24 protein-coding genes are annotated in these 24,563 nt (G+C 64.8%); 19 read left to right on the top strand and 5 right to left on the bottom strand.

Going from position 1 to position 24,563, the window contains the following annotated elements:
* Window positions 1-55 precede the first annotated feature (55 nt).
* The 9 genes from BRAD285_RS30120 (at window position 56) to BRAD285_RS30075 (ending at window position 8,425) form a co-directional block, all read left to right on the top strand.
* Window positions 56-361, top strand: a complete 306-nt coding sequence (locus BRAD285_RS30120; protein ID WP_035644629.1) for a HigA family addiction module antitoxin — start codon at window positions 56-58, stop codon at window positions 359-361.
* Window positions 362-767: 406 nt separating this feature from the next.
* On the top strand, window positions 768-1,391 hold the full coding sequence (locus tag BRAD285_RS30115) for a hypothetical protein (protein WP_006609593.1): 624 nt from the start codon (window positions 768-770) through the stop codon (window positions 1,389-1,391).
* Window positions 1,366-2,136 carry a hypothetical protein gene (locus BRAD285_RS30110; protein ID WP_035644626.1) on the top strand — a complete coding sequence of 257 codons (771 nt, stop codon included), beginning with the start codon at window positions 1,366-1,368 and terminating at the stop codon, window positions 2,134-2,136. Before BRAD285_RS30115 ends, BRAD285_RS30110 begins: the two co-directional genes overlap by 26 nt.
* Window positions 2,137-2,613: 477 nt before the next feature.
* On the top strand, window positions 2,614-3,951 hold the full coding sequence (locus BRAD285_RS30100) for a hypothetical protein (RefSeq protein WP_006609591.1): 1,338 nt from the start codon (window positions 2,614-2,616) through the stop codon (window positions 3,949-3,951).
* Between the two features lie 535 nt (window positions 3,952-4,486).
* Complete coding sequence (locus BRAD285_RS30095; RefSeq protein ID WP_157681650.1) at window positions 4,487-4,876, top strand: transposase; 390 nt, start codon at window positions 4,487-4,489, stop codon at window positions 4,874-4,876.
* Window positions 4,873-5,220, top strand: coding sequence for an IS66 family insertion sequence element accessory protein TnpB (gene tnpB, locus BRAD285_RS30090; protein ID WP_006613318.1), 348 nt, complete (start codon window positions 4,873-4,875; stop codon window positions 5,218-5,220). Before BRAD285_RS30095 ends, tnpB begins: the two co-directional genes overlap by 4 nt.
* Before the next feature lie 70 nt (window positions 5,221-5,290).
* Entirely contained in the window at window positions 5,291-6,943 is a 1,653-nt protein-coding gene (locus BRAD285_RS30085; protein WP_157681702.1) for an IS66 family transposase, read from the top strand.
* Entirely contained in the window at window positions 6,940-7,218 is a 279-nt protein-coding gene (locus BRAD285_RS30080; RefSeq protein WP_087877684.1) for a hypothetical protein, read from the top strand. Before BRAD285_RS30085 ends, BRAD285_RS30080 begins: the two co-directional genes overlap by 4 nt.
* A 31-nt stretch (window positions 7,219-7,249) precedes the next feature.
* A complete protein-coding gene (locus BRAD285_RS30075) occupies window positions 7,250-8,425 on the top strand; it encodes a hypothetical protein (RefSeq protein ID WP_139020605.1) in 1,176 nt (391 codons plus the stop codon).
* A 660-nt stretch (window positions 8,426-9,085) separates the two neighbouring features.
* Here BRAD285_RS30075 and BRAD285_RS30065 read toward each other — a convergent pair.
* Complete coding sequence (locus BRAD285_RS30065; protein ID WP_244422162.1) at window positions 9,086-10,171, bottom strand: serine hydrolase; 1,086 nt, start codon at window positions 10,169-10,171, stop codon at window positions 9,086-9,088.
* A gap of 365 nt (window positions 10,172-10,536) precedes the next feature.
* Between BRAD285_RS30065 and BRAD285_RS30060 the strand changes: the two genes are divergently transcribed.
* The gene (locus tag BRAD285_RS30060; protein WP_006611393.1) at window positions 10,537-10,722 is read left to right on the top strand and encodes a hypothetical protein; all 186 of its coding nucleotides are present in this window, start codon (window positions 10,537-10,539) and stop codon (window positions 10,720-10,722) included.
* 9 nt (window positions 10,723-10,731) lie between these two features.
* On the opposite strand, the gene ubiG is transcribed toward BRAD285_RS30060, so the two are convergent.
* The 3 genes from ubiG to BRAD285_RS30045 form a co-directional block, all read right to left on the bottom strand.
* Entirely contained in the window at window positions 10,732-11,514 is a 783-nt protein-coding gene (gene ubiG, locus BRAD285_RS30055; protein WP_006611394.1) for a bifunctional 2-polyprenyl-6-hydroxyphenol methylase/3-demethylubiquinol 3-O-methyltransferase UbiG, read from the bottom strand.
* 27 nt (window positions 11,515-11,541) lie between these two features.
* The gene (locus BRAD285_RS30050; protein ID WP_006611395.1) at window positions 11,542-11,937 is read right to left on the bottom strand and encodes a DUF4149 domain-containing protein; all 396 of its coding nucleotides are present in this window, start codon (window positions 11,935-11,937) and stop codon (window positions 11,542-11,544) included.
* Between the two features lie 271 nt (window positions 11,938-12,208).
* Window positions 12,209-12,619 (bottom strand): flagellar basal body rod protein FlgC, encoded by a 411-nt coding sequence (locus tag BRAD285_RS30045; protein ID WP_006611396.1) that lies wholly within the window; start codon window positions 12,617-12,619, stop codon window positions 12,209-12,211.
* Between the two features lie 22 nt (window positions 12,620-12,641).
* On the opposite strand from BRAD285_RS30045, the gene BRAD285_RS30040 reads away from it, so the two are divergent.
* The gene (locus tag BRAD285_RS30040) at window positions 12,642-14,438 is read left to right on the top strand and encodes a hypothetical protein (RefSeq protein WP_006611397.1); all 1,797 of its coding nucleotides are present in this window, start codon (window positions 12,642-12,644) and stop codon (window positions 14,436-14,438) included.
* Here BRAD285_RS30040 and BRAD285_RS30035 read toward each other — a convergent pair.
* Window positions 14,420-14,743 carry a hypothetical protein gene (locus BRAD285_RS30035; protein ID WP_006611398.1) on the bottom strand — a complete coding sequence of 108 codons (324 nt, stop codon included), beginning with the start codon at window positions 14,741-14,743 and terminating at the stop codon, window positions 14,420-14,422. The two genes, BRAD285_RS30040 and BRAD285_RS30035, sit on opposite strands and share 19 nt — an antisense overlap.
* 337 nt (window positions 14,744-15,080) lie before the next feature.
* Between BRAD285_RS30035 and BRAD285_RS30030 the strand changes: the two genes are divergently transcribed.
* The 8 genes from BRAD285_RS30030 (at window position 15,081) to BRAD285_RS29995 (ending at window position 24,534) form a co-directional block, all read left to right on the top strand.
* On the top strand, window positions 15,081-16,031 hold the full coding sequence (locus BRAD285_RS30030) for a sugar-binding transcriptional regulator (RefSeq protein ID WP_006611399.1): 951 nt from the start codon (window positions 15,081-15,083) through the stop codon (window positions 16,029-16,031).
* Between the two features lie 203 nt (window positions 16,032-16,234).
* A complete protein-coding gene (locus BRAD285_RS30025; RefSeq protein ID WP_050886821.1) occupies window positions 16,235-17,524 on the top strand; it encodes a sugar ABC transporter substrate-binding protein in 1,290 nt (429 codons plus the stop codon).
* Between the two features lie 582 nt (window positions 17,525-18,106).
* Window positions 18,107-18,979, top strand: a complete 873-nt coding sequence (locus BRAD285_RS30020; RefSeq protein ID WP_006611401.1) for a carbohydrate ABC transporter permease — start codon at window positions 18,107-18,109, stop codon at window positions 18,977-18,979.
* Window positions 18,980-18,981: 2 nt separating this feature from the next.
* The gene (locus tag BRAD285_RS30015; RefSeq protein WP_006611402.1) at window positions 18,982-19,812 is read left to right on the top strand and encodes a carbohydrate ABC transporter permease; all 831 of its coding nucleotides are present in this window, start codon (window positions 18,982-18,984) and stop codon (window positions 19,810-19,812) included.
* 15 nt (window positions 19,813-19,827) lie between these two features.
* Window positions 19,828-20,835 (top strand): ABC transporter ATP-binding protein, encoded by a 1,008-nt coding sequence (locus BRAD285_RS30010; protein ID WP_006611403.1) that lies wholly within the window; start codon window positions 19,828-19,830, stop codon window positions 20,833-20,835.
* 47 nt (window positions 20,836-20,882) lie between these two features.
* Window positions 20,883-21,656 carry an SDR family NAD(P)-dependent oxidoreductase gene (locus BRAD285_RS30005; RefSeq protein WP_006611404.1) on the top strand — a complete coding sequence of 258 codons (774 nt, stop codon included), beginning with the start codon at window positions 20,883-20,885 and terminating at the stop codon, window positions 21,654-21,656.
* Between the two features lie 29 nt (window positions 21,657-21,685).
* Window positions 21,686-23,359 carry an FGGY-family carbohydrate kinase gene (locus BRAD285_RS30000; RefSeq protein ID WP_006611405.1) on the top strand — a complete coding sequence of 558 codons (1,674 nt, stop codon included), beginning with the start codon at window positions 21,686-21,688 and terminating at the stop codon, window positions 23,357-23,359.
* Between the two features lie 227 nt (window positions 23,360-23,586).
* The gene (locus BRAD285_RS29995; protein WP_006613584.1) at window positions 23,587-24,534 is read left to right on the top strand and encodes a carbohydrate kinase; all 948 of its coding nucleotides are present in this window, start codon (window positions 23,587-23,589) and stop codon (window positions 24,532-24,534) included.
* The last annotated feature ends 29 nt before the right edge of the window (window positions 24,535-24,563 follow it).

Below are 24,563 nucleotides of genomic sequence, written 5' to 3'. Positions count from 1 at the left end.
CGCAAGGAACTCAGAGACGTTGCCGTTCTCATGGACTACACTGAAAGGCGCTGCAATGACCAGGAAGTTGAAGCCGATGCATCCCGGCGAGGTTCTGCGCGAGGAGTTTCTCATTCCGCTCGGGATGTCCGCCGGCGCGCTCGCCAAGGTGTGCGGCCTGCCGCGAACTCGGATCGAGCGGATCGCGAGCGAGCAGACCGGCATCACCGCCGACACCGCGCTCCGGCTCGCCAAGGCGCTGGATACGACGCCCGAGCTCTGGCTCAACCTGCAGACGGACTACGACGTCCAGATCGCGAAGCGCAGCCTCGGCAAGACGCTCGATCGGATCGAGACGGTGAACAAGCCGCGAGCGGCGTGACCGGCGGCTGGCGCCGAGCAGGGCGGCTGTCAGAACTTTTGTGCAATTTCACCGTAATTGCCACCAGGGCATCACGCTGCTCGCACAGCCATCCATCTTGGCTGCATCCGCTCCAAGAGCGATTCAGCTGCAGCGGTCGGTATCCCGGCCCGCCGAAGGGTCAGAATTTCCTTTTGCGGCGGCCGATCTTGCGTTGCATATAGCTGATTTCGTTAAGAATTTCGTCCAATCCCATGGAGTCCCTTGCTCGTCCAATAGAACAAACAAGGAACAAAAGTCGAGGTGGGGCATAAACGGGATAAGGGGAACAAAAAAGCAACTTCCCCTTGCCCGGAAATTGCTACCCGGAGATACATAGGCACCACCCCACAACGTCTGATTCGCCCTCTAGTTTGGAAACCGAGTAATGGCAAAGGGTAACAAGCCGACCGGGACCTCCCGGATCAAGTTGATTGTGCTGGACGCCGAGGTTGCTGACGACCAGATCCATACTTTGACCACTGCCCTGACGAACGCGCTGCGGCCGGCGGCGCCCGCTCTGCGACGCCTGCCACCTTCTCCACCTCAGTTGACCGGTGGCGGCGAGCCCGAGCAGGAAGAGATGGATTTCGATAGCGTTGATGCCGGCGAAGAGGCCGAGGTCATCCCACCGAAGAAGCCGAAGTCGAACGGCGTGCGCAAGGCTGCGCCGACGCCGGACATTCTGCCGATCGATTTCAACGCCTACGAGGTCCCGCTGACGACCTTCGTGGCTGACTACAAGCCAGAGAGCCATCTCAAACGATACCTGCTAGCCGCGGCATGGTTTTATGAGCACGGCGGTGTCCAGAAGGTCACCCCGGCTCACATCTATTCCGTATACCGATGGCTGAAGTGGCCCACCGATGTGAAGGACTTCTCCCAGCCTCTCAGAGATCTAAAGGCTCAGCAGTTCTTCACGTCGTCAGAGAAGGGCACCTACACCCTCCATCACCTTGGCCTCCAGCGCGTGGCCGAGATGAAGAATGGCTCTGGTGGCGATGCTGCTTGAAGACCTGGTTTCCCAAGTCGCCGGATTTGACGCCCATCCCCCACGCGAGAAGATGTGTCTTTTCGCGTGGTGGCTACACGTCCACGGCGGCAAGGAGCTATTTGAGCCGAACGACATTAAAAGGTGCTACGATCGGCTTCACCTCTCGCAAATCAACATCGCGATGAACCTCAACCGCATGGCCGATCGGAAGCCGGCCGACCTCATGCGGGAGCGTGGTATGTTTAAGCTCGCCCGCAGCCGCCGCACCGAACTTGATGGGAAATATGGTGTCCATCATAGCGTGATCGCCGTGGACAAAATCCTCACAGACCTTCCGGCGATGGTCCCGAACATCGAGGAGCGGTCTTTTCTGCAGGAGGCTCTGACCTGCTACCGGTCAAAGGCCTTCCGTGCCTGCATTGTCATGGTTTGGAATCTGGCTTACGCTCACTTGCTCGATTGGCTATTGGGCGACCCCAACCGTCTTGCGACCTTTAACACGGCCATCACAAAGCGCTATCCGAAGAAAACCGGCCTCACCATCGCGAAGTACGATGATTTCACCGACGAGCTGAAGGAGCGCGAAGTCATCGAGATCTGCAACACAGCCAACCTTATCAACTCCAGTATTTTCAAAATCCTGAAGGATAAGCTCGACCGTCGAAATATTGTGGCCCACCCATCAACGGTGGTGGTCGTCCAGCACCAAGCCGACGACACCATAAGCGAACTGGTCAACAACGTGGTGCTGGCGCTGACGTGAGAGGCGGCGCTGGTACTTCAGAATTACGGTGACAGTGCTGTTACCGTAATCCCGAGGAGGCTCTGCTGGCCCGCCTTCGCGCCGCCAAGAGTATCGGACGGCCGATCGGCAGCGACCGCTTCCTCCGCCGCATCGAGAGGATGGCCGGTCGCGTGCTCAAGCCGGCCAAGCGCGGGCCGAAGCCGGCCGAGAAGGATGAGCGGGAGCGGACTTGAAAGGCGACTTGCGGAGTTCAGTGCACCGTAGCTTTACCAGAAAATGCAGCGTCCGCGATCAATGCAATGCAGGGAGCTGCGGTTAAGCAGCGTCATTCATATTGAAGGCGGGTGGCTAATTGGTCTCGTCTAGATTGGGGCTGTTGACGACGCGTTCAAGCAGTTCGGCATTCTCGCGCGCAACGCGCCGAGATATCGACACACCGCCGCGCTCCCGTCATCATTGAGTTTTGCACGAACGATTTTCATAGGAGGTATTAAGGTGAGACGTTTGAAGTTTTCAATCTACTCGCTCTTTGGGCTCGGCCTGCTCGCCTATGCGCTAGTCCTATCCACCCAGTTCATCGACGCCGAACCGCTGAGTGTCGGCATTCAGAACAAATGTACCGCCACTCGCGAAACCGACCCTTATTATATTCCACGGCCAAATTCAGGCAAGACGATCATGGTTCGTCTGACCAACGAGGGAAGTCTTGCTAATCGCTGTGAGCTCACTGATGTACTCAATGAAATCGTGTGGGACCTCTGCGCGGACCCACCAGACGCGCCTTTCAGAGAGAGGTGTTTCAACAGACGTGTCACGGTTAAGCAGGGTGCCGTTTCGAAACCCAAGCTCATTGTCCTCTACGTGCACGGATGGATGCATGCGGCCAACAGGAACGATGAAAACTACACGCAGTTCGATACGTTGGTGCAGCGACTCGCTGCGGCGTCGCCCGACAAGCAAGTGCTTGGAATCTATATCGGCTGGAATGGATCAACAGGGAATGGGTTCCTCGATTACTTCTCGTTTTGGTCTCGTTTCCGCGTCGCAGACCGCATCACACAATCTGCAATACTTGCGAGAATTGTCGGCACAATTGGAAATATCAGGGGCGTCTCGGGAAAAAGAGATTCATTCATAGCCATTGGGCACAGCTTCGGGGCTCGCATGCTCTTTGCTGCAGTCAACGCACCGACGATTGTGGATGTTGAAAAGGCCTACCCCAAGCCGAACAGCAACAAATATCAGCTCGTCAAGGCATCTGCCGACGCCGTTCTGCTGCTCAACCCCGCTTTCGAAGCCTCACGATATTCGACGATCGACAGCTTTATGCGCAATGAGGAGGTCTTTCCACCGGAACAGCCTCCGCTTGTCGTCACCGTGTCCACAGACAACGACTGGGCTACGAAATTGGCTTTTCCTCTTGGGCAATTTGCGGACTTCTCCTTCGACAAGAGAGCGCTGGTGACACTCGGAAATTACGCCCCGTTCTACACTCATTCGCTTTTGCGGACGGAAACTCCCTGCGCGTCAGAGAATACGCCGGATATTGCCGAGACTTTCTATGCCTCCACACTTTGCCTTAAACGAGAACCGAAGTGGCACAATGAAGACAGCGAAAAGCGCAATGGGGAGACTGGGCTCGATCCCTACGGCTGGTCCGTCGTAGCCAATGAAAATCAGAGGCACTTTCCATTCATTGTCGCCCACACTGACAAAGATGTTATCGATGGCCACGGTGGAATTTGGAAGCAACCGTTCTCCGACTGGATTTTTCAAGTCGTGACGGCATTGAATGCCCGAACGCTTCCAAGGCAGTCAACGGGAGATAAATAAAGCCTAGGGTGCCGTCGAAGCGGAGATTCCGGTGACAGTGCTGTCACCGGAACTGTGCACTGTCACCGCAACTCGAAAAATCCTGCAAGCTAGTTTGCTCCGTCATGCCCGGGCTCGTCCCGGGCATCCACGTCGTTCACAGCATGCCGACCGACGTGGATGGCCGGGGCAAGCCCGGCCATGACGACGTGGGATTACGGTGACAGTGCATGAAACTCCGCTGTTGATCCGGCCTCGACGTGTTGCTTCTCCTGCGAGCGAACCTCGGATGCGACGACAAGAACGCCCCGCTCAGCGCACGGGATGGTGGCGGATGTGCCGGAGTGGAAGCCTTTCGCATGAGACTGTGAGTGTCATTCGCACGAAGCTTGCTCGAAGGCGCTATCGCTCGCCGCAGGGGCAGCGCGCTCTTTCCGAATCGGTGGGCGCGGTGCAGAACGAGCGTATCGCTCCGGCGTAGGCCGCCTTGTTCGGCGTCACCGGCCGCCTAAGGATATGGCCTTAAGTCCAGCCTTGAGGTCATGCGGCGATGCAGATGGAAGTTTTGGGCGCCGAACGGCGGCGTCGATGGAGTTATGAGGATAAGGTTCGTCTGATCGAGGAGACGATGCAGTCCGGGCAGACCGTCTGCGGAGTTGCCCGGCGGCATGGGGTGGCTCAGAGCCTGCTGTTCACCTGGCGCCGGCAGGCGCGGCAGGGCCGGCTGGGTGCCGAGGCTGTGCCGGCTATCGTTCCTGTCGCCATCGTGTCGTCGCAGGCTGACGACTTGACGAGGGTGCCATCACCACCGTCGCCATCGCGTGCCGCACCGAGCATGCGGGCCGGAACGATCGAGATCGAACTGGACGACTGCTGCGTGCGCGTCGACCGCGACGTGGACACCGAGGCACTTCGGCGCATTCTCGACCTTTTGAGGCGGCGATGATTCCGATCCCGAGCGACGTCAAGGTCTGGATTGCGACCGGCCACACGGACATGCGCCGTGGTATGCAGAGCCTGGCCCTGATGGTCCAGGAGATTTTGAAGCGAGATCCCCACGCCGGCGATCTCTACATCTTCCGCGGCCGTCGCGGGGATCTGGTCAAGATCCTGTGGCATGACGGAATCGGCTTGTCGCTCTACGCCAAGCGCCTCGACCGAGGAAAGTTCATCTGGCCTTCGGTGTCCAATGGCGCGGTGTCGATCTCGGCCGCGCAGATGGCCTACATGCTTGAGGCGATCGATTGGAGGAATCCGCAGCTGACATGGCGGCCACAGAGCGCAGGCTGAGCAGAGATAGTTGCGGCTTTCCGGTATTTAGGGAGTTCCAACCGGCCTGATCTGTGATTCACTGCGTCGCATGAACGCCGATTGCGATGCTGGACCGGATGACGTCGTCGCCCTGAAACAGGCGTTGGGGGCCGAGCGCGCGAAGGGATTGGAGGTCGCTGCCGAGCTTGCGGCTGCCCGAGCCAAGGCATCGGAAGACGAAGCCCTGATCGCGTCCCAGAAGCTGCAGATCGCCAAGCTGAGGCATCAGATCTACGGGCAGCGGTCGGAGCGTTCATCACGCCTGCTCGAACAACTGGCGCTGACGTTCGAAGAGCAGGAAGCTGGCGCCACCGAGGACGAGCTTGCGGCGGAACGCGCCGCGGCGAAGACCAGCACGGTCCGCGCCTTCACGCGCAAGCGCACCGAGCGACAAACCTTCCCCGAACATCTGCCCCGCGAGCGGGTGGTGATCGAGCCGCCGACGGCTTGCGAATGCTGCGGCAGCAATCGCCTGCGCAAGCTCGGCGAGGACGTGACGCGGACGCTGGAGGTGGTGCCGCGCCAATGGAAGGTGATCGAGACGGTGCGGGAGAAGTTCTCCTGCCGGGACTGCGAGAAGATCAGCCAGGTGCCGGCGCCGTTCCATGCCGTGGCGCGAGGATGGGCCGGGCCGAGCCTGCTGGCGATGATCATGTTCGAGAAGTTCGGTCAGCATCAGCCCTTGAACCGCCAGGCCGAGCGCTATGCGCTGGAGGGCGTGCCGATAGCGCTCTCGACCATGGCGGATGCCGTGGGGTCGGTCTGTGCGTCGCTGGACCCGCTGCTGCGCCTGGTTGAAGCGCATGTCATGACGGCCGAGCGCCTTCATGCCGACGATACGACCGTGCCGGTGCTGGCCAAGGGAAAGACTGACACGGGGCGGTGCTGGATCTATGTCCGGGACGACCGGCCGTTCGGTGGTGCGGACCCGCCGGCAGCGATGTTCTACTACTCGCGCGATCGCAAGGGCGAGCATCCGCAGGCGCATCTGGCGCGGTATGCCGGCATCCTGCAGGCCGACGCCTATGACGGCTATAACCAGCTCTATCTGGCTGGACGCGGCCCTGGACCGATCCGCGAGGCGTCGTGCTGGGCGCATGCGCGGCGCCCGTTCTTTGCCATGGCCGATCTGGAGGAGAATGCGCGCCGCAAGGCTGCGGGCAAGAAGGAGATCCCGCTTTCTCCGATCGCAATCGAGGTCGTGCGCCGGATCGATGCGTTGTTCGAGATCGAGCGTTCCATCAATGGCAAAAGCGCGCAGGAGCGTCTCGAAGCACGGCAGACGCTCAGTCGGCCTTTGACCGAAGACCTGCGGCTCTACATGCAAGAGCAACTCGCCAAGCTCGCCCGGGGGCACGACCTTGCCAAGGCATTCAATTACGTGCTGAAGCGATGGCCGAGCTTCACGCTGTTCCTCGATGACGGTCGTGTGTGCCTCTCCAACAATGCCGCCGAGCGCGGTCTGCGAGGCATCGCCCTAGGTCGAAAATCCTGGCTCTTCTGCGGGTCTGATCGCGGCGGCCGGCGCGCAGCTGCGATGTACAGCCTGATCGTCACCGCCAAAATGAACGGGATCGATCCGCAAGCCTGGCTGACCGATGTCATTGACCGGATTGCCGCTCACCCGTCCCAACGGCTCGACGAACTGCTGCCCTGGAACTGGACGCCTCAGGCCGCAGCGCTCTCCACCCGAGCAGCATGACCACGCACGTCAACAAAGTTCACCACGTCACCACCATCGCCAAGGTTGCCAAGGACCTCGGCGAAGATGAGGAATGGTTGCACGACGTCGCCAGCGAATTGGACATCGAGGATGGCGTCATCTGGGTCTACGGCGGATGCTTACGAACGAGCGTGCTTTCTGCCGGCGAACGGACGCCATCGCGAATGCCGAGCGATGGTGTCGCTGTCGTCGCGGAGACGACGCGGCGTATCCGGTGGCGTGAGAGTCCCAACCGAATGCGCGCGACGGCGTAAGGCCATGTGGGCGCAAGACAGGGGGAGTCGGGTGATCGTCGTTTCCGCCTCACCACGCGACCGCCGGCGTCGGTGCTTCGCCCGTGTCCCGTGCGCGCTCGCCGTCGCGCTGCTCGCGTCGACCGCGGCGGCGGCCGATGATCATAGCCCTGCGGCCGATGACGCACGCCCGCTCTTCCGCTCGGCGCCGCCGTCCGAGCCGCCCGCCCGCTGGAGCTTATCCGCCGAGACGATCCTGCTCGGCCGCTCGGGCGCATCACATCAACTGCTCGTCTCGCTCGTGCCCGGCAACGTGCCGTGGCTGACGCTGACCGGCGCCAATACGACCAACACGCCCGGCGTCGAAGTCCTGAACAGCAGCCAGCTCGGCCAGCGCCTGGCCGCGGGCGCGCGGCTAAGTCTCGCTTATCGCGCCCCCTCGGGCTACGGGCTCGCGCTGTCCTATGTCGGGGTGCCCGGCTTGAAGGCGGTCAGGTCGACCGGGCCGGAGATGCCGGCGCAGTGGCTGGTCATGAAGGCGCCCGGAAGTTTCTGGCAGACGCAGGACTATTCCTATCAGTCGATGGTGTGGCGGGACGACACGCGGCTGCACAGCCTCGAGGCCGAGGCGCGCCTGGAGCTGTCGCAGCGCACGACGCTCTCGCTCGGCGTCCGCTGGCTGCAGCTGCGCGACCAGTTGCAGGGGACGCTGACCCCGGACGATCTCGGCGAGCCCGCATGGAAGCTGCTCGGCGCGGTCACGCTGCCCAACGCGGTGCCGCTCGCCAACAGTGCGGTCGTCGTCAATCCGCCGTTCTGGACCACCACGACTATGAACAATCTCTATGGAATCCAGGTCGGAGCCAGATCCGAGCTCTGGCAGAACGGACGCTTGTCGGTGGAGGGCGTCATCAAGGCCGGCCTGTATGACAACCGGTCGCGGCAGACCACGCTAGTCAGCATGGCGAAGCAGCTCTTCCCGGCGTCCGCCGCCACCAGCGCCGCCACCTTCGTCGCGGAGGGCGGCGTGGTCGCGAAGTACCGGCTGACCGGCAGCGTCACGCTCAAGCTCGGGGTCGACGCGCTGTGGTTCGACGGCGTGGCGCTGGCACCGGCGCAGATCCAGAAGGTCTCGACCACGCCGACCAGTGTCAGCGCCTCCGGCGTCGATCACCGCGGGAGCACGCTGTTTCGGGGCATGAGCTTTGGGCTCGACTATGCGTTCTAGGCGCGTGAGGCGATTCCGCGGACGCGTCGCCCACGTTCCGATGATGACGACGGCGGGCGCCGCGGTCTCACCCTCCCCCTCCAGGGGAGGGTGGCAGCGGGGCTGTCTCGGCGAACGATCCTGCCGATGAGTGACTCGGGCTGCGCTTCATGGATGAGTGCGTCCTGTTCGACGTCGATGTGATCTCTCTCACAGCCCGCCGCCCGATTGCGCGTCAAGGTCGTCCCATGTGGTCGTGGCACGTCGAACAAGGGAGGTGATGAGATGCGCTGGAGTGACTCGGCCAAGGGATTTGTGGTCGTCCTGGTGGTGACCGTCGCCGGATATGCCTCCACGACCTATGTCGACCACCGATTTGCCGCGCTTGAAGCATCCACGGACGCGACGGCGAGCCAGCCTCCGACAGCCTCCGCTTGCGTCGGCGACGATGGGCGGTGGCACAATTGGCCGTGGGCGAACGTGCCGATGCTGTCGCCGGCGTGTCGGCAAGACCGGTAGAAGGTGCAGGAGCCCGGATCCTTGCGAACCGAAGGCCGGTGACGTGAGGATAAATTCGATGTCTCGTCGCAGTTTCGCGGGGACGCATCGAGGTTATCCGCGCCCAACAATGAACCGCCCAACGACCGCCCGGGCAAAGCTGGTGGCACGGGTCGTTGTTGCTCAGAAGCACACGCCGACCAGCTTGCAGCTCACATGCGCCGCGCCCTCTCGGATCAGATACGAGCTGAACACGCCGTGGCGCCCGGGCAGCGCCTGCTCCGTCGCGGCTTCGGCCAGAGCCAGGCCATTCTCGCTGTTGCTCAGCAGGACGACACCGTCGCCGGTCTTGACCGAGGCCATGACGAAGGCGCGGTAGCCGGGATTGTTGCCCCAGTGCCAAATGTGCGTGCCGTTGCTGGTGCGTTCGAGACCCCAGCCGAGGCCCCAAATGAGGCCGAGCTTGGCGTCGACGGGAGCGGGGGCTTGCGTGATGGTCTCCAGCATCGTCTTGTCGGTGAGGACGGCGGCGACGAAGGTCGTGTAGTCCTGCAGCGACGTGCTGAGCGAGTAGGCGGCGACGGGGCGGGTGAAGGGGAGCGCGCGTCCGTCCGGCGGCATCATCTGCGCGTCAGTGCGGCTGATGTAGCTGCTGTCGGTCATGCGCAGCGGCTGAAAGACGAGCCTGGTCATCAGCTGATCGAGCGGACATCCGGTGACGGCCTCGGCCGCGCGTTGCAGCAGGATGTAGCCTTCGCCGGAATAGTCCCAGGTCGTGCCCGGCTCGGACGCTAAGGCGAGCTTGCCGCTGGCGGCGTTGGGCAGGCCGGAGGTGTGGTTCAGGGCCATGCGCACGGTCACCTTGCGCAGGCCGGGCGCGTCGACCAGCTCGCCCGCGGAGGCCGGGTCCCACGGCGCCGGGATGTGCATGTAGCCGTTGGGAAGATAGGACAGCACCGGCGCGTCGAGATCGAGCTTGCCGGCGGCGACGAGCTTCAGCACCGCATAGGCGAACACCGGCTTGCTCAGCGAGGCCACCTGAAACACGCTGTGCGCCGACGGCGGCGTCGCGCCGGGGCAGCCGGCGAGCATCTCGGTGCGCGCGAGCCTGCCGGATGTGAGGAAGCCGATGGCGGCTGCGCAGACGCGGTGACGTTGCGCGAGGCTCTGCAGCGATGGCTCTGCGGAGGGCGGATGCATCTCGTCGAGCCCTGCGGCGCAGCCCGTCAGGAGCAGGGCCAGGAGGGCGGCGAGCCCGCGAATGGGCACGCGCCGTCGCCGAAAGCGTCGATGGGCCGAAGGCCTGCGACGGCCGGAGCTGATGAGGGTCTCGCCGCAGCGCGCGGGTGTTGTCCAGGTCATGTATCGCTACGGCCGCCCTGCCGCCATCTTGCGATGGCGTCCATGCCCGGCCGCGTCTTGCCTCTCTTGGTTTCGACGCGATCTGTCTATCCCAGCAATTTATTATTGTAAAACGATAATTCTGCGAGCTGCGAGGGGCATGCGCGTTCGCCTCGCCGAGGAATCGGGCGTGCGAGGTCTGATCTGGTCGCGGGGCGCTGCCGTTGAGCCAAGACCTTCAATCGATGATACTGATCGTCCCGCGCCTGAAGCGCGCCTGTCGGAGGTCGCCCATGTTCGTGGACCTGCCCGCTTACTGGCCTGATGATCCCAAGCCCGAGCGCCCGAAGCGGCGGATATCGGCGCGGGGCGAGAAGGTGCTGATCGGGCTGCTCGGCTTCAACATGGTGCTGCTGGTGGTCGCGCCGGTCGGCGGGGTGACGTTGATCCACTGGCTGATCGCGGTGCTCGCGCGCTGATCGAGCGGTTCACGGCATGCGGCGATAGATCTGCAGATAGTTGGTCGAGGGCCGGCCGCCGATCGACCAGCGCATGGTCAGCGGATTGAGCTCGACGGCCACCGTCTCAAGCAGGATGAAGCGATGCGGCGCGAGCAGCGCCTGCAACTCCACAGGCTTGACGAAGCGGCGCCAGTCATGCGTGCCGCGCGGCAGCCAGCCGAGGATGTATTCCGCGCCGATGATCGCCTTCACGAACGAGATCGGCGTGCGGTTCAGGGTGCCGATCACCAGGCAGCCGCCGGGGCGCACGAGCTCGGCGACATCGCCGACGAAGCGGGAGAGATCGGCAACGTGCTCGACGACTTCGAGCGTCAGCACGATGTCGGCGCGCACGCCTTCCCTCACGAGGTCCTCCGGCACGGCGTGGCGATAGGCGACATCGGCGCTCTGTTTGCGCGCGTGATCTGCGGCCACCAGCACGTTGCGCTCGGCCGCATCGATCCCGAGCGTCCTGGCGCCGAGCCGCGACAGCGGCTCGGTCACGATGCCGGCGCCGCAGCCGACGTCGATGATCTCGAGGCCCGCGAGCGGCAGGTTTGCCGCGGGATCGCGGCCGACCAGCGCGGGCAGGCGATCGCAGAGATAGCTGACGCGCGCCGCATTGAAGGCGTGGACGAGCTTGAACGCGCCGTCCGGCTTCCACCATTCGTCGGCGAGCCGCGAGAACCGCGCGATCTCGGCGGGATCGATGGTCGAGGGACCGTCCGCGGTGGCGGCGAAGGCGGGCTTCACGGCATCCTTGTAGAGCATCGCAGGGTCCTTTCTCCGCCGCCGTTACTATTGCGCGAGGCGCAGCAGCACGGCGGCGCTCAGCACGATATGGATCAAGGTGAGCATCACCGAGGCGCCGTGAAGGCGGGCGAAGCGACGCTTCTCGCCGGCGTCAGCGGCGCGGTTGATCGCAGGCATCAGGATCTGCCGCGCCAGCGCCGCGGTCAGCGCGATCGCGAGCAGGGCCGCGCCCGATAGCTCGTCTCCCGTCAGTGCCAACAGGCCGGCGACGGCCGCCGTTGCGATCACGAACAGATAGAAATGCGGGAAGGCGCGGCGGATCAGCGTGCGCGTGGTCTCAGCGGGCAGGGCGCTGAACAGGAACGGCGCGAAGCCGAACGAGAACAGCGTCATGCCGCCGAACAGCAGCGCAGTGATCAGAAGTGCGGCGGCGTTGATCATGCGCTCCTCCCCCGCTGCGGCGCGACGACCGCGCGCGGCGCACAGTGCGGCTGCGCTTGGGATCGCGTCACGACAGATGAGGAAGAAGAGGTGCTCACCCTGCTGCTACGCCGGCGGCCTGTCGCCGGATCTCGATCCGGCATCACGGCTGCGTGAAAGCACGCCTGTCGGGCCGCGGGACGCGCGGCCTCGGTGTGGTCGCCGGGCGATGGCAGCGGAAGACGGGGGCGCTGCTGATGAGCAGGGAGACTCAGGAAAGCGCCGCGGCGCGCTAGACCTTCATGTCGACCACGATGCGGCTCATCTCGTCGGTCGCCTTGAGTACGCGCGCATTGGCGGCAAAGGTGTATTTGGCGACGAGCTGGCTGATCATCTCCTGGGCGAGGTCGACATTGGGGGCGGCGACGAGGCCGTCCTTGTTGGCGAACGGCGCCGTGGGCTGGTAGCTCGCCGAGGTGCCGTTGCTTGCCTTGGCGATGGTGGTCTGCGTGCCGCCGCCGGCTGCGTCGCTCTGCATCAGCGTCAGCGGATCATAGGCCTTCGGCGCGCCCGCCGGCACATTGCCGCTCGCATCGGGCAGCGCGCCGGTGCTCATCGCATTGGCGACGTTCGACGCCGACACTTCGAGCCGGCGCGTGGCCGCGTTCATGCCGGAAACGGCGTTGGAGGCGATCGGACTCATGGGCGGCAGTTAAGCCCGCCGCGTGCGAAGCAAGCGTCAAGGCGGACGGCGACATCCGACCGTTCGACGCAAGGTTTCGTTCACCATTGCCGGCCCCAACGGCGGCCTGATCACGGTGGATTGCTGCGGAAGCCGATTTCTAAGAGCCTGCTTCCGCGGTATTTTCGCGATCTTCGAGGAGTTCGTCATGCCCAAATCTGGCACCCAGACTGCCGGTCTCGACCACCACGCCAAGAAGCTCGCCGTGGGCTTTGCCAAGGGGCGGCTGCCGCAGCCGACCCCGGAGCTCGAGCGCTTCCTGCTCAGCAACAACACCGAGATCTTCGCGGCCTCCCAGGGCGTGTGCCGTCACATGCCGCCGGCGGGCGACGACGAACCGCTCGGCATCGCCTATCTGTTTCTGCTGCAGATGCTGCTCGCGGGGCTGAACGAGCGGGCCAAGCGCGGCGCCAAGGATGCCGCCGAGCTCATTGCGCGCTTCCAGTCCGATCTCGCCGCCCGCGTCGAAGACGGCGAGATCGAGGGCACGCTCTTGGCCTATCTCGGCGGCGCGCTGCAGCAGGCCGGCATTGCCGCATCTCCGGAGCTCGCCGCGGTCTCGGCCGAGCTCGTCGACGAGGACGACGACGACCTGCTGCCCGGCGATATCGGCCAGGTGCTCGACGAGATGCTCGAAGCCTGCGACGGCGACCCGTTCGAGCTGGTGTCCTCGTTCGCGCAGGGGGCGCACCTTCTTCCTGATGAAGCGAAGGTCGCTCTGGTCACCCTGCTCGCGCAACACGAGCAATCCGATGCGCGTGCCGCTGCGGTGCTGTTCCTGCAGAACGCCAGCGCAGCGGTGCGCAAGGAAGCCGCGAGGGTGCTGGCAGAGCGGGCCTCGACCTTGTCGCCGGTCGATCTCCGGCGCGTGATCGCGTTGCGCAACTGGCGGCCGGAGCGCGAGCGCGCGGCCGTCGATGCAATCATCCAGAAGGCTCGCGCGGCCGGCGTGGACTGCGCCCCCTGGGACAAGGGCGCGGTCGATGAGCTCAAGTCCAGCCCGATCGACGGCTCCGGCGCGCAGCTGCTGCTCGCGGTCTCGCCCGTCGACCGCAAGACGAAACGGATGTCGACCATCTTCACCGGCAATGGAATCACCGAGGCGATGACCGGACCGCCGCAGCCCGTCCCGACGGTCAAGAAGACGGTGGCGGAGATCGGGACGCACGGCCCCGTGCTGGACGTCAGCCGCGCCTTCATCGACCGCATGATCGCGCATCATCTCGCTCTCACCGTGAAGGCGGGCGATGCGCCGCCGGCCGGGCTGTTGGAAGTCGCGGAGACGATCGGCGGCGCCGCGTGGCAGCCGGAGCGGATCGACTGCCGCGCGGCGCTCGACGCGCTGATTGCCGACCTGCCGGACGATCTGCGCGATCCGGACGACGTCGCGCAGGCGCTCGCCGATAGCGGTGAGATCTCAGAGCTCGACGAGATCGAAGGCTCCTGGTTCGAGGACGATGCCGAGCTGGAGCAGAAGGTGAAGAGCGCGAGCCAGCGCGCCCGCGAGAAGCTTCCCGCCAAGCTGCTGCAGGACAATGGCGCGATCGGCGCGCAGCGAGAGCGCTGGGCGCAGCTGTTCGTGCTGACCGCGCTGTGGATGCGCGAGGGGCCGCCGGGCGAGTGGCTCAGCTGGGCCGATCTCGCCGTGGTCGCGCGGGCCGTGCTCGACGGCCATGATCTCTCGAAGATCGGACTGATGCGCAACATCGCCGACCGGACCGTCGCGGCGCTCGCCCGCGAGGATGACGACGAGGATGATCTTCAGGACGACCTGTTCTGATCGTCGTTCAGGCGGGCCAGGGCGCCTGCGACATCGTTGCTCGTGGCGACGAGAACATAGTCCCCACGCGCCGCGCAGGCGCCGCCGGTGATGACGACCGCGCGCTTCGGACACAGGCCGAAGCAACTCGTCATGATGAGGCGCGGCGGCTTGCAGCTGGACGAGGCAGCGAGCCTGGCCTCACGCTTGATCGCCTTCTTGATGCCCTTCTTGATTCCCTTGGCGTCATCGCTGCGCTTCAGGCATTTGCGGCAGATGAAGACAGGGGCAGCGCGGCGGGGCGTGACGATGGAGGGACGGGCCATGCTGATCCAGCTAGGTGGCCACATCCTCTGCCGCATCGCTCAAGAATGCGCAGCCGCTGTGCGGCAGACGGGGTTCCGCGCGATGGCGTCAGTACCGGCTAGACCGGGCCGGCGCCCAGCGCACCGACCAGGAGCTCTTGCCAGTGACCGGCCGAGCACTGCACGAGCTATTGCTCATCCTCAGAGCATATGATCTCTTTACGAGCGCCGCTGGCCCATGCGCTTGGGGATGGTGGCCGAGCGTCGGTTCCCGTTGCCGGGAGGGGCGTGCCATAATGCGCGTCACGCTCGGGCTCGGCGCGCGGCGGACGAATGGGGTAGGAGACCGCGCGGCGTCATGGCGGCCAGCGACAGCGACAAATCACGGCTCGACGACGCCGCCCGCGCCGGCTGGCTGTATTTCATCGCCGGCCATACCCAGGACGAGATCGCTCGGATGCTGCAGGTCTCGCGCGCCTCGGCGCAGCGCCTGGTGTCGCTGTGCCTTGCCGAGCGGCTGATCACCTTCCGGCTCGAACATCCGATCGCCTCCTGCATGGCGCTTGCCGCGCAACTCAAGGAGCGGTTCGCGCTGGTGCATTGCGAGGTGGTGCCGACCGATCCCGCCGCGCCAACCGGTGCCGCGGGGATCGCCGAGCGCTGCGCCAACCTGCTCGAGACAACGCTCCGCGCGGAGACGCCGGTCATCATCGCGCTCGGCACGGGACGCGCCGTGCGCGCCGCGGTCGAGCGCGTCTCGCCGATCGACCGGCCGGAGCATCAGATCGTCTCGCTGGTCGGCAACATCCTGGCGGACGGCTCCGCCAGCTTCTTCGACACCGTTGGCCGGCTGGCCGATCGCACCGGCGCGCGGCACTACCCGATGCCGCTGCCGTTCCTGATGGGCAGCGAGGACGAGCGCGACCGCATGGTCCGGCTCGATGCGATCACCAAGGTGAAGGCGGTCGCCGACAAGGCGGACCTGAAGCTCGTCGGCATTGGCCAGATGGACCAGAAGGCGCAGATGCATGTCGACGGCTTCGTCACCCGCGACGAGCTCACCGAGATGATGCGGCTGGGGGCCATCGGCGAGATCACCGGCTGGGCGTACGACGCGAAGGGCCGGGTGATCGATGCCGGCATCAACCGCCGCCTGACCAGCATTCCGCCCGATGTCCCGGCGCGCGCGATGACCATCGCGGCGGCGCTCGGACCGGCGAAGACACCGGCCATTCGCGCCGCGCTGGGCGGGAAGCTGATCAATGGCCTGATCACCGACGAGGCCACTGCGCGCGCGGTCCTGGACTAAGCGCCGCTTTCGAAACAGCTGCTTTTCAATCTCAAGCTATCCACGTCCCGCGGCGCACAACCTGTGGGCGTCGGCGCGTGCTTGACAAAGTCTGACTGTTGTTGTGAACATCAGCTCAGCCCGTGAGCATATGTTCAAAAGACACGGGAAGGGAGGAGACCGTGAAGACCATCTTCACTCGCACGCGCACGCTTGCCGCCCTGATGGGCGCCGCCACGCTGCTGACCACGCTGCCCGCATCGGCCGAGACCACCCTGACCATCGCCACCGTCAACAATGGCGACATGATCCGGATGCAGGGCCTGACCGGCGAATTCACCAAGGCCAATCCCGACATCCAGGTGAAGTGGGTGACCCTGGAAGAGAATGTGCTGCGCCAGCGCGTCACCACCGACATTGCCACCAAGGGCGGCCAGTTCGACATCCTCACCATCGGCACCTACGAAGTGCCGATCTGGGCCAAGAAGAACTGGCTGGTGCCGCTCGACAAGCTCGGCGCCGACTATGACGCGAACGACATCCTGCCGAAGATCAAGGATGCGGTCTCCGTCGACGGCAAGCTCTACGCCGCGCCGTTCTACGGCGAGAGCTCGATGGTGATGTATCGCACCGATCTGTTCGAGAAGGCCGGGCTGAAGATGCCGGAGAGCCCGAGCTGGGACTTCGTCATCGACGCCGCCAAGAAGCTCACCGACAAGCAGGCCGGCACGTTCGGCATCTGCCTGCGCGGCAAGGCCGGCTGGGGCGAGAACATGGCGTTCCTGACCGCGATGTCGAACTCGTTCGGCGCGCGCTGGTTCGACGAGAAATGGCAGCCGCAGTTCAACACGCCGGAATGGAAGAAGACCCTGTCGACCTATGTCGACCTGATGAAGGACGCCGGCCCTCCCGGCGCCAGCTCCAACGGCTTCAACGAGAACCTCGCGCTGTTCAACTCGGGCAAATGCGCGATGTGGATCGACGCCACTGTGGCCGCCTCGTTCGTGACCAATCCGAAGGAGTCCAAGGTCGCCGACAAGGTCGGCTTCGCGCTGGCGCCGAACACCGGCCTCGGCAAGAACGCCAACTGGCTCTGGGCCTGGAATCTCGCGATCCCCGCCGGTTCGAAGAAGGTCGATGCGGCCGAGAAGTTCATCGCCTGGGCGACCAGCAAGGACTACACCAAGCTCGTCGCCTCGAAGGAAGGCTGGGCCAACGTGCCGCCGGGCACGCGCACCTCGCTGTACAAGAACGAGGACTATCTGAAGGTCGCGCCGTTCGCGAAGATCACGCTCGCCTCGATCGACGCGGCTGATCCCAGCCATCCGACCGTGAAGCCGGTGCCCTATGTCGGCGTGCAATACGCCGCCATCCCGGAATTCCAGGGCATCGGCACCGCGGTCGGCCAGCAGTTCTCCGCGGCGCTCGCGGGATCGATGACCGTCGATGCGGCGCTCGCAGCAGCGCAGTCTGCCACCGAACGCGAGATGAAACGCGCCGGCTACATCAAATAGGCGCGGCTCAGGTTATCAGCTCGACACGAAACTCCTCCCGAGCTGATCACTGGCGGCCATCCCTCCCCACAAGGGATGGCCGCATTTTCTCGCCGGCTGATTTCGTAGGGTGGGCAAAGCGAAGCGTGCCCACCGCCCACGGCACCGGTGAAGACGGTGGGCACGGCGCTTCGCGCCTTTGCCCACCCTACGGACTTGATGGCTCGAGCATGAGGCCGGTGCCCATGACTGCGCCCTCTCCCCTTGTGGGAGAGGGCAAGTAGGACAGCGCAACAAGCTCGGTTGGGTGAGGGGTCTGTCTCCACAGTGGAGCTCGCGGAGAGAGACCCCTCACCCAACCGAGTGCGCGGATGGGCCAAACTTGCCCTCTCCCACAAGGGGAGAGGGCGCATTCACAGGCACTGCGTCCGCTTGTAGAGCTTTAAGCGCTAAGGTTTGGATTTAGTGATGCTCTCGCAAAACCATCAGCCGTCATTGCGAGGAGCGAAGCGACGAAGCAATCCAGAGTCCCGTCGACGCTCCTGGATTGCGTCGCTTAGCTCGCAATGACGGCAGTGTTCATCGAGCAGAACGGATCGCGACATGGCCACCCGACAAACACAACTGCTCGCCCGGGCGCTGATGTCGCCGGCGGTGATCCTGTTGTTCATCTGGATGATCGTGCCGCTGGCGCTGACGGTCTACTTCTCGACCTTGCATTACAGCCTGCTCGATCCCGGCTCCGAGAGTTTTGTCGGCCTGGAGAATTTCGAATACTTCCTCACCGACCCCGCCTTTCTCGCCTCGCTGCAGAACACCCTCGTGCTGGTCGGCTCGGTGCTGCTGCTCACCATCGGCCTCGGCATTCCCCTCGCGATCCTGCTCGACCAGCCCGTCATCGGGCGCAACTTCATCCGCCTCATGGTGATCGCGCCGTTCTTCGTGATGCCCACGGTGAGCGCGCTGGTGTGGAAGAACCTGCTGATGCACCCGGTGTCCGGCCTGTTCGCGTGGATCGCGACCTCGGTCGGGCTGAAGCCGATCGACTGGTTCACCGACGCGCCGCTGCTCGCGGTGATCTTCATCGTCGCCTGGCAATGGCTGCCGTTCGCGACGCTGATCCTCTTGACCGCGCTGCAGTCGCTCGACGAGGAGCAGAAGGAGGCCGCCGAGATGGATGGTGCCAGCGCGTTGTCGCGCTTCATCTACCTGACCTTGCCGCATCTGGCGCGCCCGATCACGGTGGTGATCCTGATCGAGACGATCTTCCTGCTCACGGTGTTCGCCGAGATCTTCGTCACGACCGGTGGCGGCCCAGGCCTGCAGACCACCAACATCGCCTTCCTGGTCTATTCGCAGGCGTTGATCCAGTTCGACGTCGGCACGGCGTCGGCCGGCGGCCTGGTCGCGGTGGTCATCGCCAACATCGTTGCCTTCTTCCTGGTCCGCATCGTCGGCCGCAATCTGGAGGCCTGACCATGGCGCGCAAGGTCAGCGGACGTCATGTCGTGATCTCAACGCTCGGCGCCTGGCTCGCCGGCTTCGTGATCTTCTTCCCGATTCTGTGGATGGTGCTGGCGAGCTTCAAGACCGAGCTGGAGGCGTTCGCGACGCCGCCCTCGTTCCTGTTCTTCCACTGGACCACCGAGAACTACGTCACCGTGCAGGAGCGCAGCGACTATCTGCACCACGCGCTGAACTCGCTGATCGTTGCGGGTGGCTCGACCTTGATCGCGATGCTGATCGCGATTCCGGCGGCATGGTCGATGGCGTTCTCGCCGACCAAGCGCACCAAGGACATCCTGCTCTGGATGCTCTCGACCAAGATGATGCCGCCGGTCGGCGTGCTCGTGCCGATCTACCTGATCTACAAGAACATGGGCCTGCTCGACACCCGCACCGGGCTCGTCTTCATCCTGTGCCTGGGCAATCTGCCGATCGTGATCTGGATGCTGTTCACCTACTTCAAGGAGATCCCGAAGGACATCCTCGAAGCCGCGCGGATGGACGGCGCCACGATCGGGCGCGAGCTGATCTATGTGCTGACGCCGATGGCGATCCCCGGTCTCGCCTCGACCCTGCTGCTCAATCTGATCCTCGCCTGGAACGAGGCGTTCTGGACCTTGAACCTGTCGACCCTGGAGGCGGCGCCGCTGACGACGTTCATCGCCTCCTATTCGAGCCCCGAAGGCCTGTTCTGGGCGCGGCTGTCGGCGGCCTCGACGCTCGCGATCGCGCCGATCCTGATCATCGGCTGGTTCAGCCAGAAGCAGCTCGTGCGCGGGCTGACCTTCGGCGCAGTGAAGTAATAGAGGGGCTGAATCATGGGACGGATCACGCTGGAAGGTGTGCAGAAATCGTTCGGGCCGGTCCACATCATGAAGGGCGCCGACCTCGACATCCCCGACGGCGCCTTCGTGGTGTTCGTCGGTCCTTCCGGCTGCGGCAAGACCACCCTGCTGCGGCTGATCGCGGGGCTGGAGGATGTCTCCGGCGGACGCATCCTGATCGACGGCAACAACGTCGTCGACGTGCCGCCGGCCAAGCGCGGCCTGTCGATGGTGTTCCAGTCCTATGCGCTGTATCCGCATATGAGCGTGCGCGGCAACATCGCCTTCGGCCTGAAGATGGCCGGGCTTCCGAAGGCTGAGATCAACCAGAAGGTCGAGGCCGCCGCGGCGACATTGAACCTGACGCCCTATCTCGACCGCAAGCCGCGCGAGCTCTCCGGCGGCCAGCGCCAGCGCGTTGCGATCGGCCGCGCCATCGTGCGCGAGCCCAAGGCGTTCCTGTTCGACGAACCCCTGTCGAACCTTGACGCAGCACTGCGCGTGCAGATGCGGCTCGAGGTGACGCGGCTGCAGAAGCAGCTCGGGACGACCGCGATCTACGTGACCCACGACCAGGTCGAGGCCATGACCATGGCCGACAAGATCGTGGTGCTGAACGCCGGCCGCATCGAGCAATATGGCTCGCCGATCGAGCTGTATCAGCGACCCGCCAATCTGTTCGTCGCCGGCTTCATCGGCTCGCCGAAGATGAACTTCATCGTCGGCGCGGAAGCTTCGCAGCGCGGGGCCACGACGATCGGCGTGCGGCCTGAGCACATCGGCATCGTCGAGGACGGCGGCGAGGGCTGGCGCGGCAAGGTGCTGATCGCCGAGCATCTCGGCAGCGACACCTTCCTCTATGTCGATGCCGGCGCGCTGGGCACGCTGACGGTGCGCTGTGTCGGCGAGAAGCGGCTCAGCGCCGGTGATGCCGTGACGCTCAAGCCAGAGCCGAACCGCATCTATCGCTTCGACGAGAGCGGCCATTCCATCTTCGCATGAGAGGTGACGTCCCCTCCGGGCGTCAACGACAACCACGGACCACGACGATGTATCTGGAAAAATTCAAGCTGAACGGCAAGACCGCGCTGATCACCGGCGGTGCGCAGGGCATCGGCCTGGCCTGCGTCGAGGCGCTGGCGGAGGCAGGCGCGCATGTCGTGATCGCCGATCGCGATGCCAAGGCAGCCGCGGACGCACAGGCGGCGATGAAGGCCAAGGGCTTCACCACCGAGACCGCGCTGATGGACGTCACCAATTCGGCGCTAGTGAGCGCGGTGGCGGATGATCTCGTCGCGCGCCACGGCAAGGTCGACATCCTCGTCAACAACGCCGGCATTGCGCGCAGCGAGACGCCGGCGGAGACCGTCACCGACGAGCACTGGCTCAACGTGCTCGACGTCAATCTCAACGGCACCTTCTGGTGCTGCCGCGCCTTCGGCAAGCACATGCTGGCCGCCAAGAGCGGCACCATCGTCAATATCGGCTCGATGTCCGGCTTCATCGTCAACAAGCCGCAGGAGCAGTCGTTCTACAACGCCTCCAAGGCCGCGGTGCACCATCTGACCAAGTCGTTGGCCGCCGAATGGGGCGCACGCGGCATCCGCGTCAACGCGGTCGCGCCGACCTATATCGAGACGCCCCTCAACGCCTTCGTGAAGAGCAATCCGCGCATGTACGACGCCTGGATCGGCGGAACCCCGATGGCGCGCATGGGGCAGGTCGAGGAGATCGCCTCGGTGGTGCTGTTCCTGGCTTCGGAGGCGGCAAGTTTGATGACCGGCAGCGTCGTCGTTGTCGATGGCGGCTATACTTGCTGGTAAGCTCGCGTCAAAATTGACGGGAGCGAAACATGGTCCAGGCCTCTGTCGGGGGTGCGTTTGTCGGTGTCGATGTCGGCACGAGCAGCACGCGCGCCGGCGTCTTCGATGAGACCGGCCGCCTGCTTGCGGCAGCGCGGCATCCGATCCAGACCTGGCATGAGGCCGGCGATGTCGTCGAGCAGTCGTCCGACGACATCTGGCGCGCCTGCTGCGCCTCGGTCAAAGCCGCGCTGGCGGAAGCGGGCCTTGCGCCGGAGCTGGTCAAGGGCATCGGCTTCGATGCCACGTGCTCGCTGGTGGCGCTCGATCCGCGCGGCGCGCCGGTCACCGTCAACGGCTGCGGCGATGCCGCGCGCAACGTCATCGTCTGGATGGATCATCGTGCACTGGCCGAGGCGCGCGACATCAACGCGTCTGGGGACGAGGTGCTGCGCTATGTTGGCGGCTCGATCTCGCCGGAGATGGAGATGCCGAAGCTGCTCTGGCTGAAGCGGCATCTGCGCGCGAGCTTCGACGCGGGCGGACACTTCTTCGATCTCGCCGACTTCCTGACCTGGCGGGCGACCGGCTCGACGGCGCGCTCGATGTGCACCGTCACCTGCAAGTGGAATTATCTCGCCCATGAGGCGCGCTGGAGCGAGGACTATTTCCGCCGCATCGGTCTTGAGGACTTCGTCACGGAGGACTACGCGCGGATCGGCACCGAGATCGTCGCGCCCGGCACGCCGCTTGGTCAGGGATTGTCGCGCGCGGCCGCGGCGGAGCTGGGCCTCGTCGCGGGCACGCCGGTCGGGGCGGCGCTGATCGACGCGCATGCCGGCGGCATCGGCGCGATCGGCGGGCGCGCCGCTGATGGCGGCGAGGTCGATGTCTGCAATCGCCTCGCCTACATCATGGGGACGTCGGCCTGCATCATGGCGACGACGCGGGCGCCGTCCTTCGTGCCCGGCGTGTGGGGGCCGTATTATCAGGGCATGGTGCCCGGCTTCTGGCTCAACGAGGGCGGACAGTCGGCTGCGGGCGCCGCGATCGATCATCTGCTGCGCTCGCATCCGGCGGCTACCGAGGCAACCGCCGCAGCCCGCTCCGAAGGCCTCGACCTGATCAGCTTCCTGGAGAAGCGGATCATGGCCCGCACGCCGAGCGTCGGCGCGGCGGCGCTGCTCGCGCGTGACATTCACATCCTGCCCGAGTTTCTCGGCAACCGCTCGCCCTATGCCGATCCGGACTCGCGTGCCGTCATCGCCGGGCTCGACCTCGACACCGATATCGGCGCGATGGAGCGGCTGTTCGTCGCGGGCCTGTGCGGCCTGGCCTATGGACTCGCCGACGTGATCGATGCCTTTGCGGCCAACGGCGTCACGAGCCGGACGCTGGTGATGGCCGGCGGCGCCTCGCGAAGCCCGCTGGTGCGGCAGATCATGGCCGATACGACCGGGCTGACGGTCGCCTTGCCCGGCACGCAGGAGCCGGTGCTGCTCGGTGCGGCCATGTTAGGGGCCGTCGCCAGCGGCGCCTTCCGCTCGATCGGCGAGACGATGGCGTCGATGTCCACGCTCGGCCGCCTCAGCGATCCGACCGAGCCAGGGATTGCCGACTTCCACCGCCGCAAGCGCCGCATCCACGGGATGCTGCGGACGCTTGATCGCGACAGCCGTTCCGTGATGCAAGGGGCCGGTGGCGGGCGCGAGCACGCATCTTGACATCGGATCCAGGCTCTTGAGGGCACGGACGGTGCGCTCCCTCTCCCCGCTTGCGGGAGAGGGTTGGGGTGAGGGGGACTCTCCACGAGCGCGGTGCGTGGAGAGTCCCCCTCACCCGGATTGCATCTTTCGATGCAATCCGACCTCTCCCCGCAAGCGGGGCGAGGTGGAGTCGCGTCGCCGCGCGGACGCGTGCTCACACGAGGGCCGATGGGGGAGGGCTGACCATGATCCTGAGCTGTGGCGATGCGCTGATCGATTTCGTGCCGGCAAAATTGGCTGACGGACGAGACGTGCTGAGGCCTGTCGTTGGCGGCTCCTGCCTGAATGTCGCGGTCGGCCTGGCGCGGCTGGGCGCGCCGACCGGCTTCGTCGGCGGAATCTCGACCGACCTGTTCGGCACCATGATCGCCGCGCATGCGCAAGGCTCGGACGTCGACCTCCGCTATGCCAGCCGCAGCTCCGACCAGACCACGCTCGCCTTCGTCCGTCACGTCGGCAACGAGGCGCAATACGCGTTCTATGATGCCGAGACCGCGGCGCGGAATTGGACGTTCCGGCCGGGCAGCATTGCCTTTGCCGACATCGACGCCATCCATGTCGGCTCGACCACGCTGATCCACGACCAGGGCGCCCGAGAGACGCGCGCGTTGATCGACGCGACCCAGGGGGCGGTGACGATCTCGTTCGACCCGAACTGCCGGCCGAACCTCGTGGCCGACAAGGCTGCCTATGTCGTCGGCATGGACGAGTTTGCCGCACGCGCCGATTTGATCAAGATGTCGGATGTCGATTTCGACTATCTGCATAGTCATGACGATTATGCGACACGCGCCGCGGCGCTGCTGGCGGGTGGCACCAGCCTCGTCGTCATCACCCGCGGGCCGAAGGGCGCGCTCGGCTGGCACGCCCAAGCCGGCGCGGTGGAAGTTGCGGTGCCCAAGGTTAATGTCGTCGATACGATCGGCGCCGGCGACACCTTTCAGGCCGGGATGCTGTTTGCCCTGCGCAAGCTCGGACGGATCAGCCGGGAGGCGCTCAAGGGCTTGGGCGAAGCCGAGTTGCGCAAGGTGCTCGCCTTTGCCGGCGCCTGTGCCGCCGTCACCTGCACGCGCGAGGGCGCCGACCCGCCGCGATGGAGCGAGATGGCTGCAACCTGGGATCGCCTGGGCTGAAGCACCCCATTGCACTCCGCATTGGGAAC

The organism is Bradyrhizobium sp. ORS 285 (assembly GCF_900176205.1).
Taxonomy (GTDB): Bacteria; Pseudomonadota; Alphaproteobacteria; order Rhizobiales; family Xanthobacteraceae; genus Bradyrhizobium.
The sequence above is the reverse complement of the archived record's forward strand: the minus strand, read 5'-3'. Positions and strand labels throughout refer to the sequence as shown.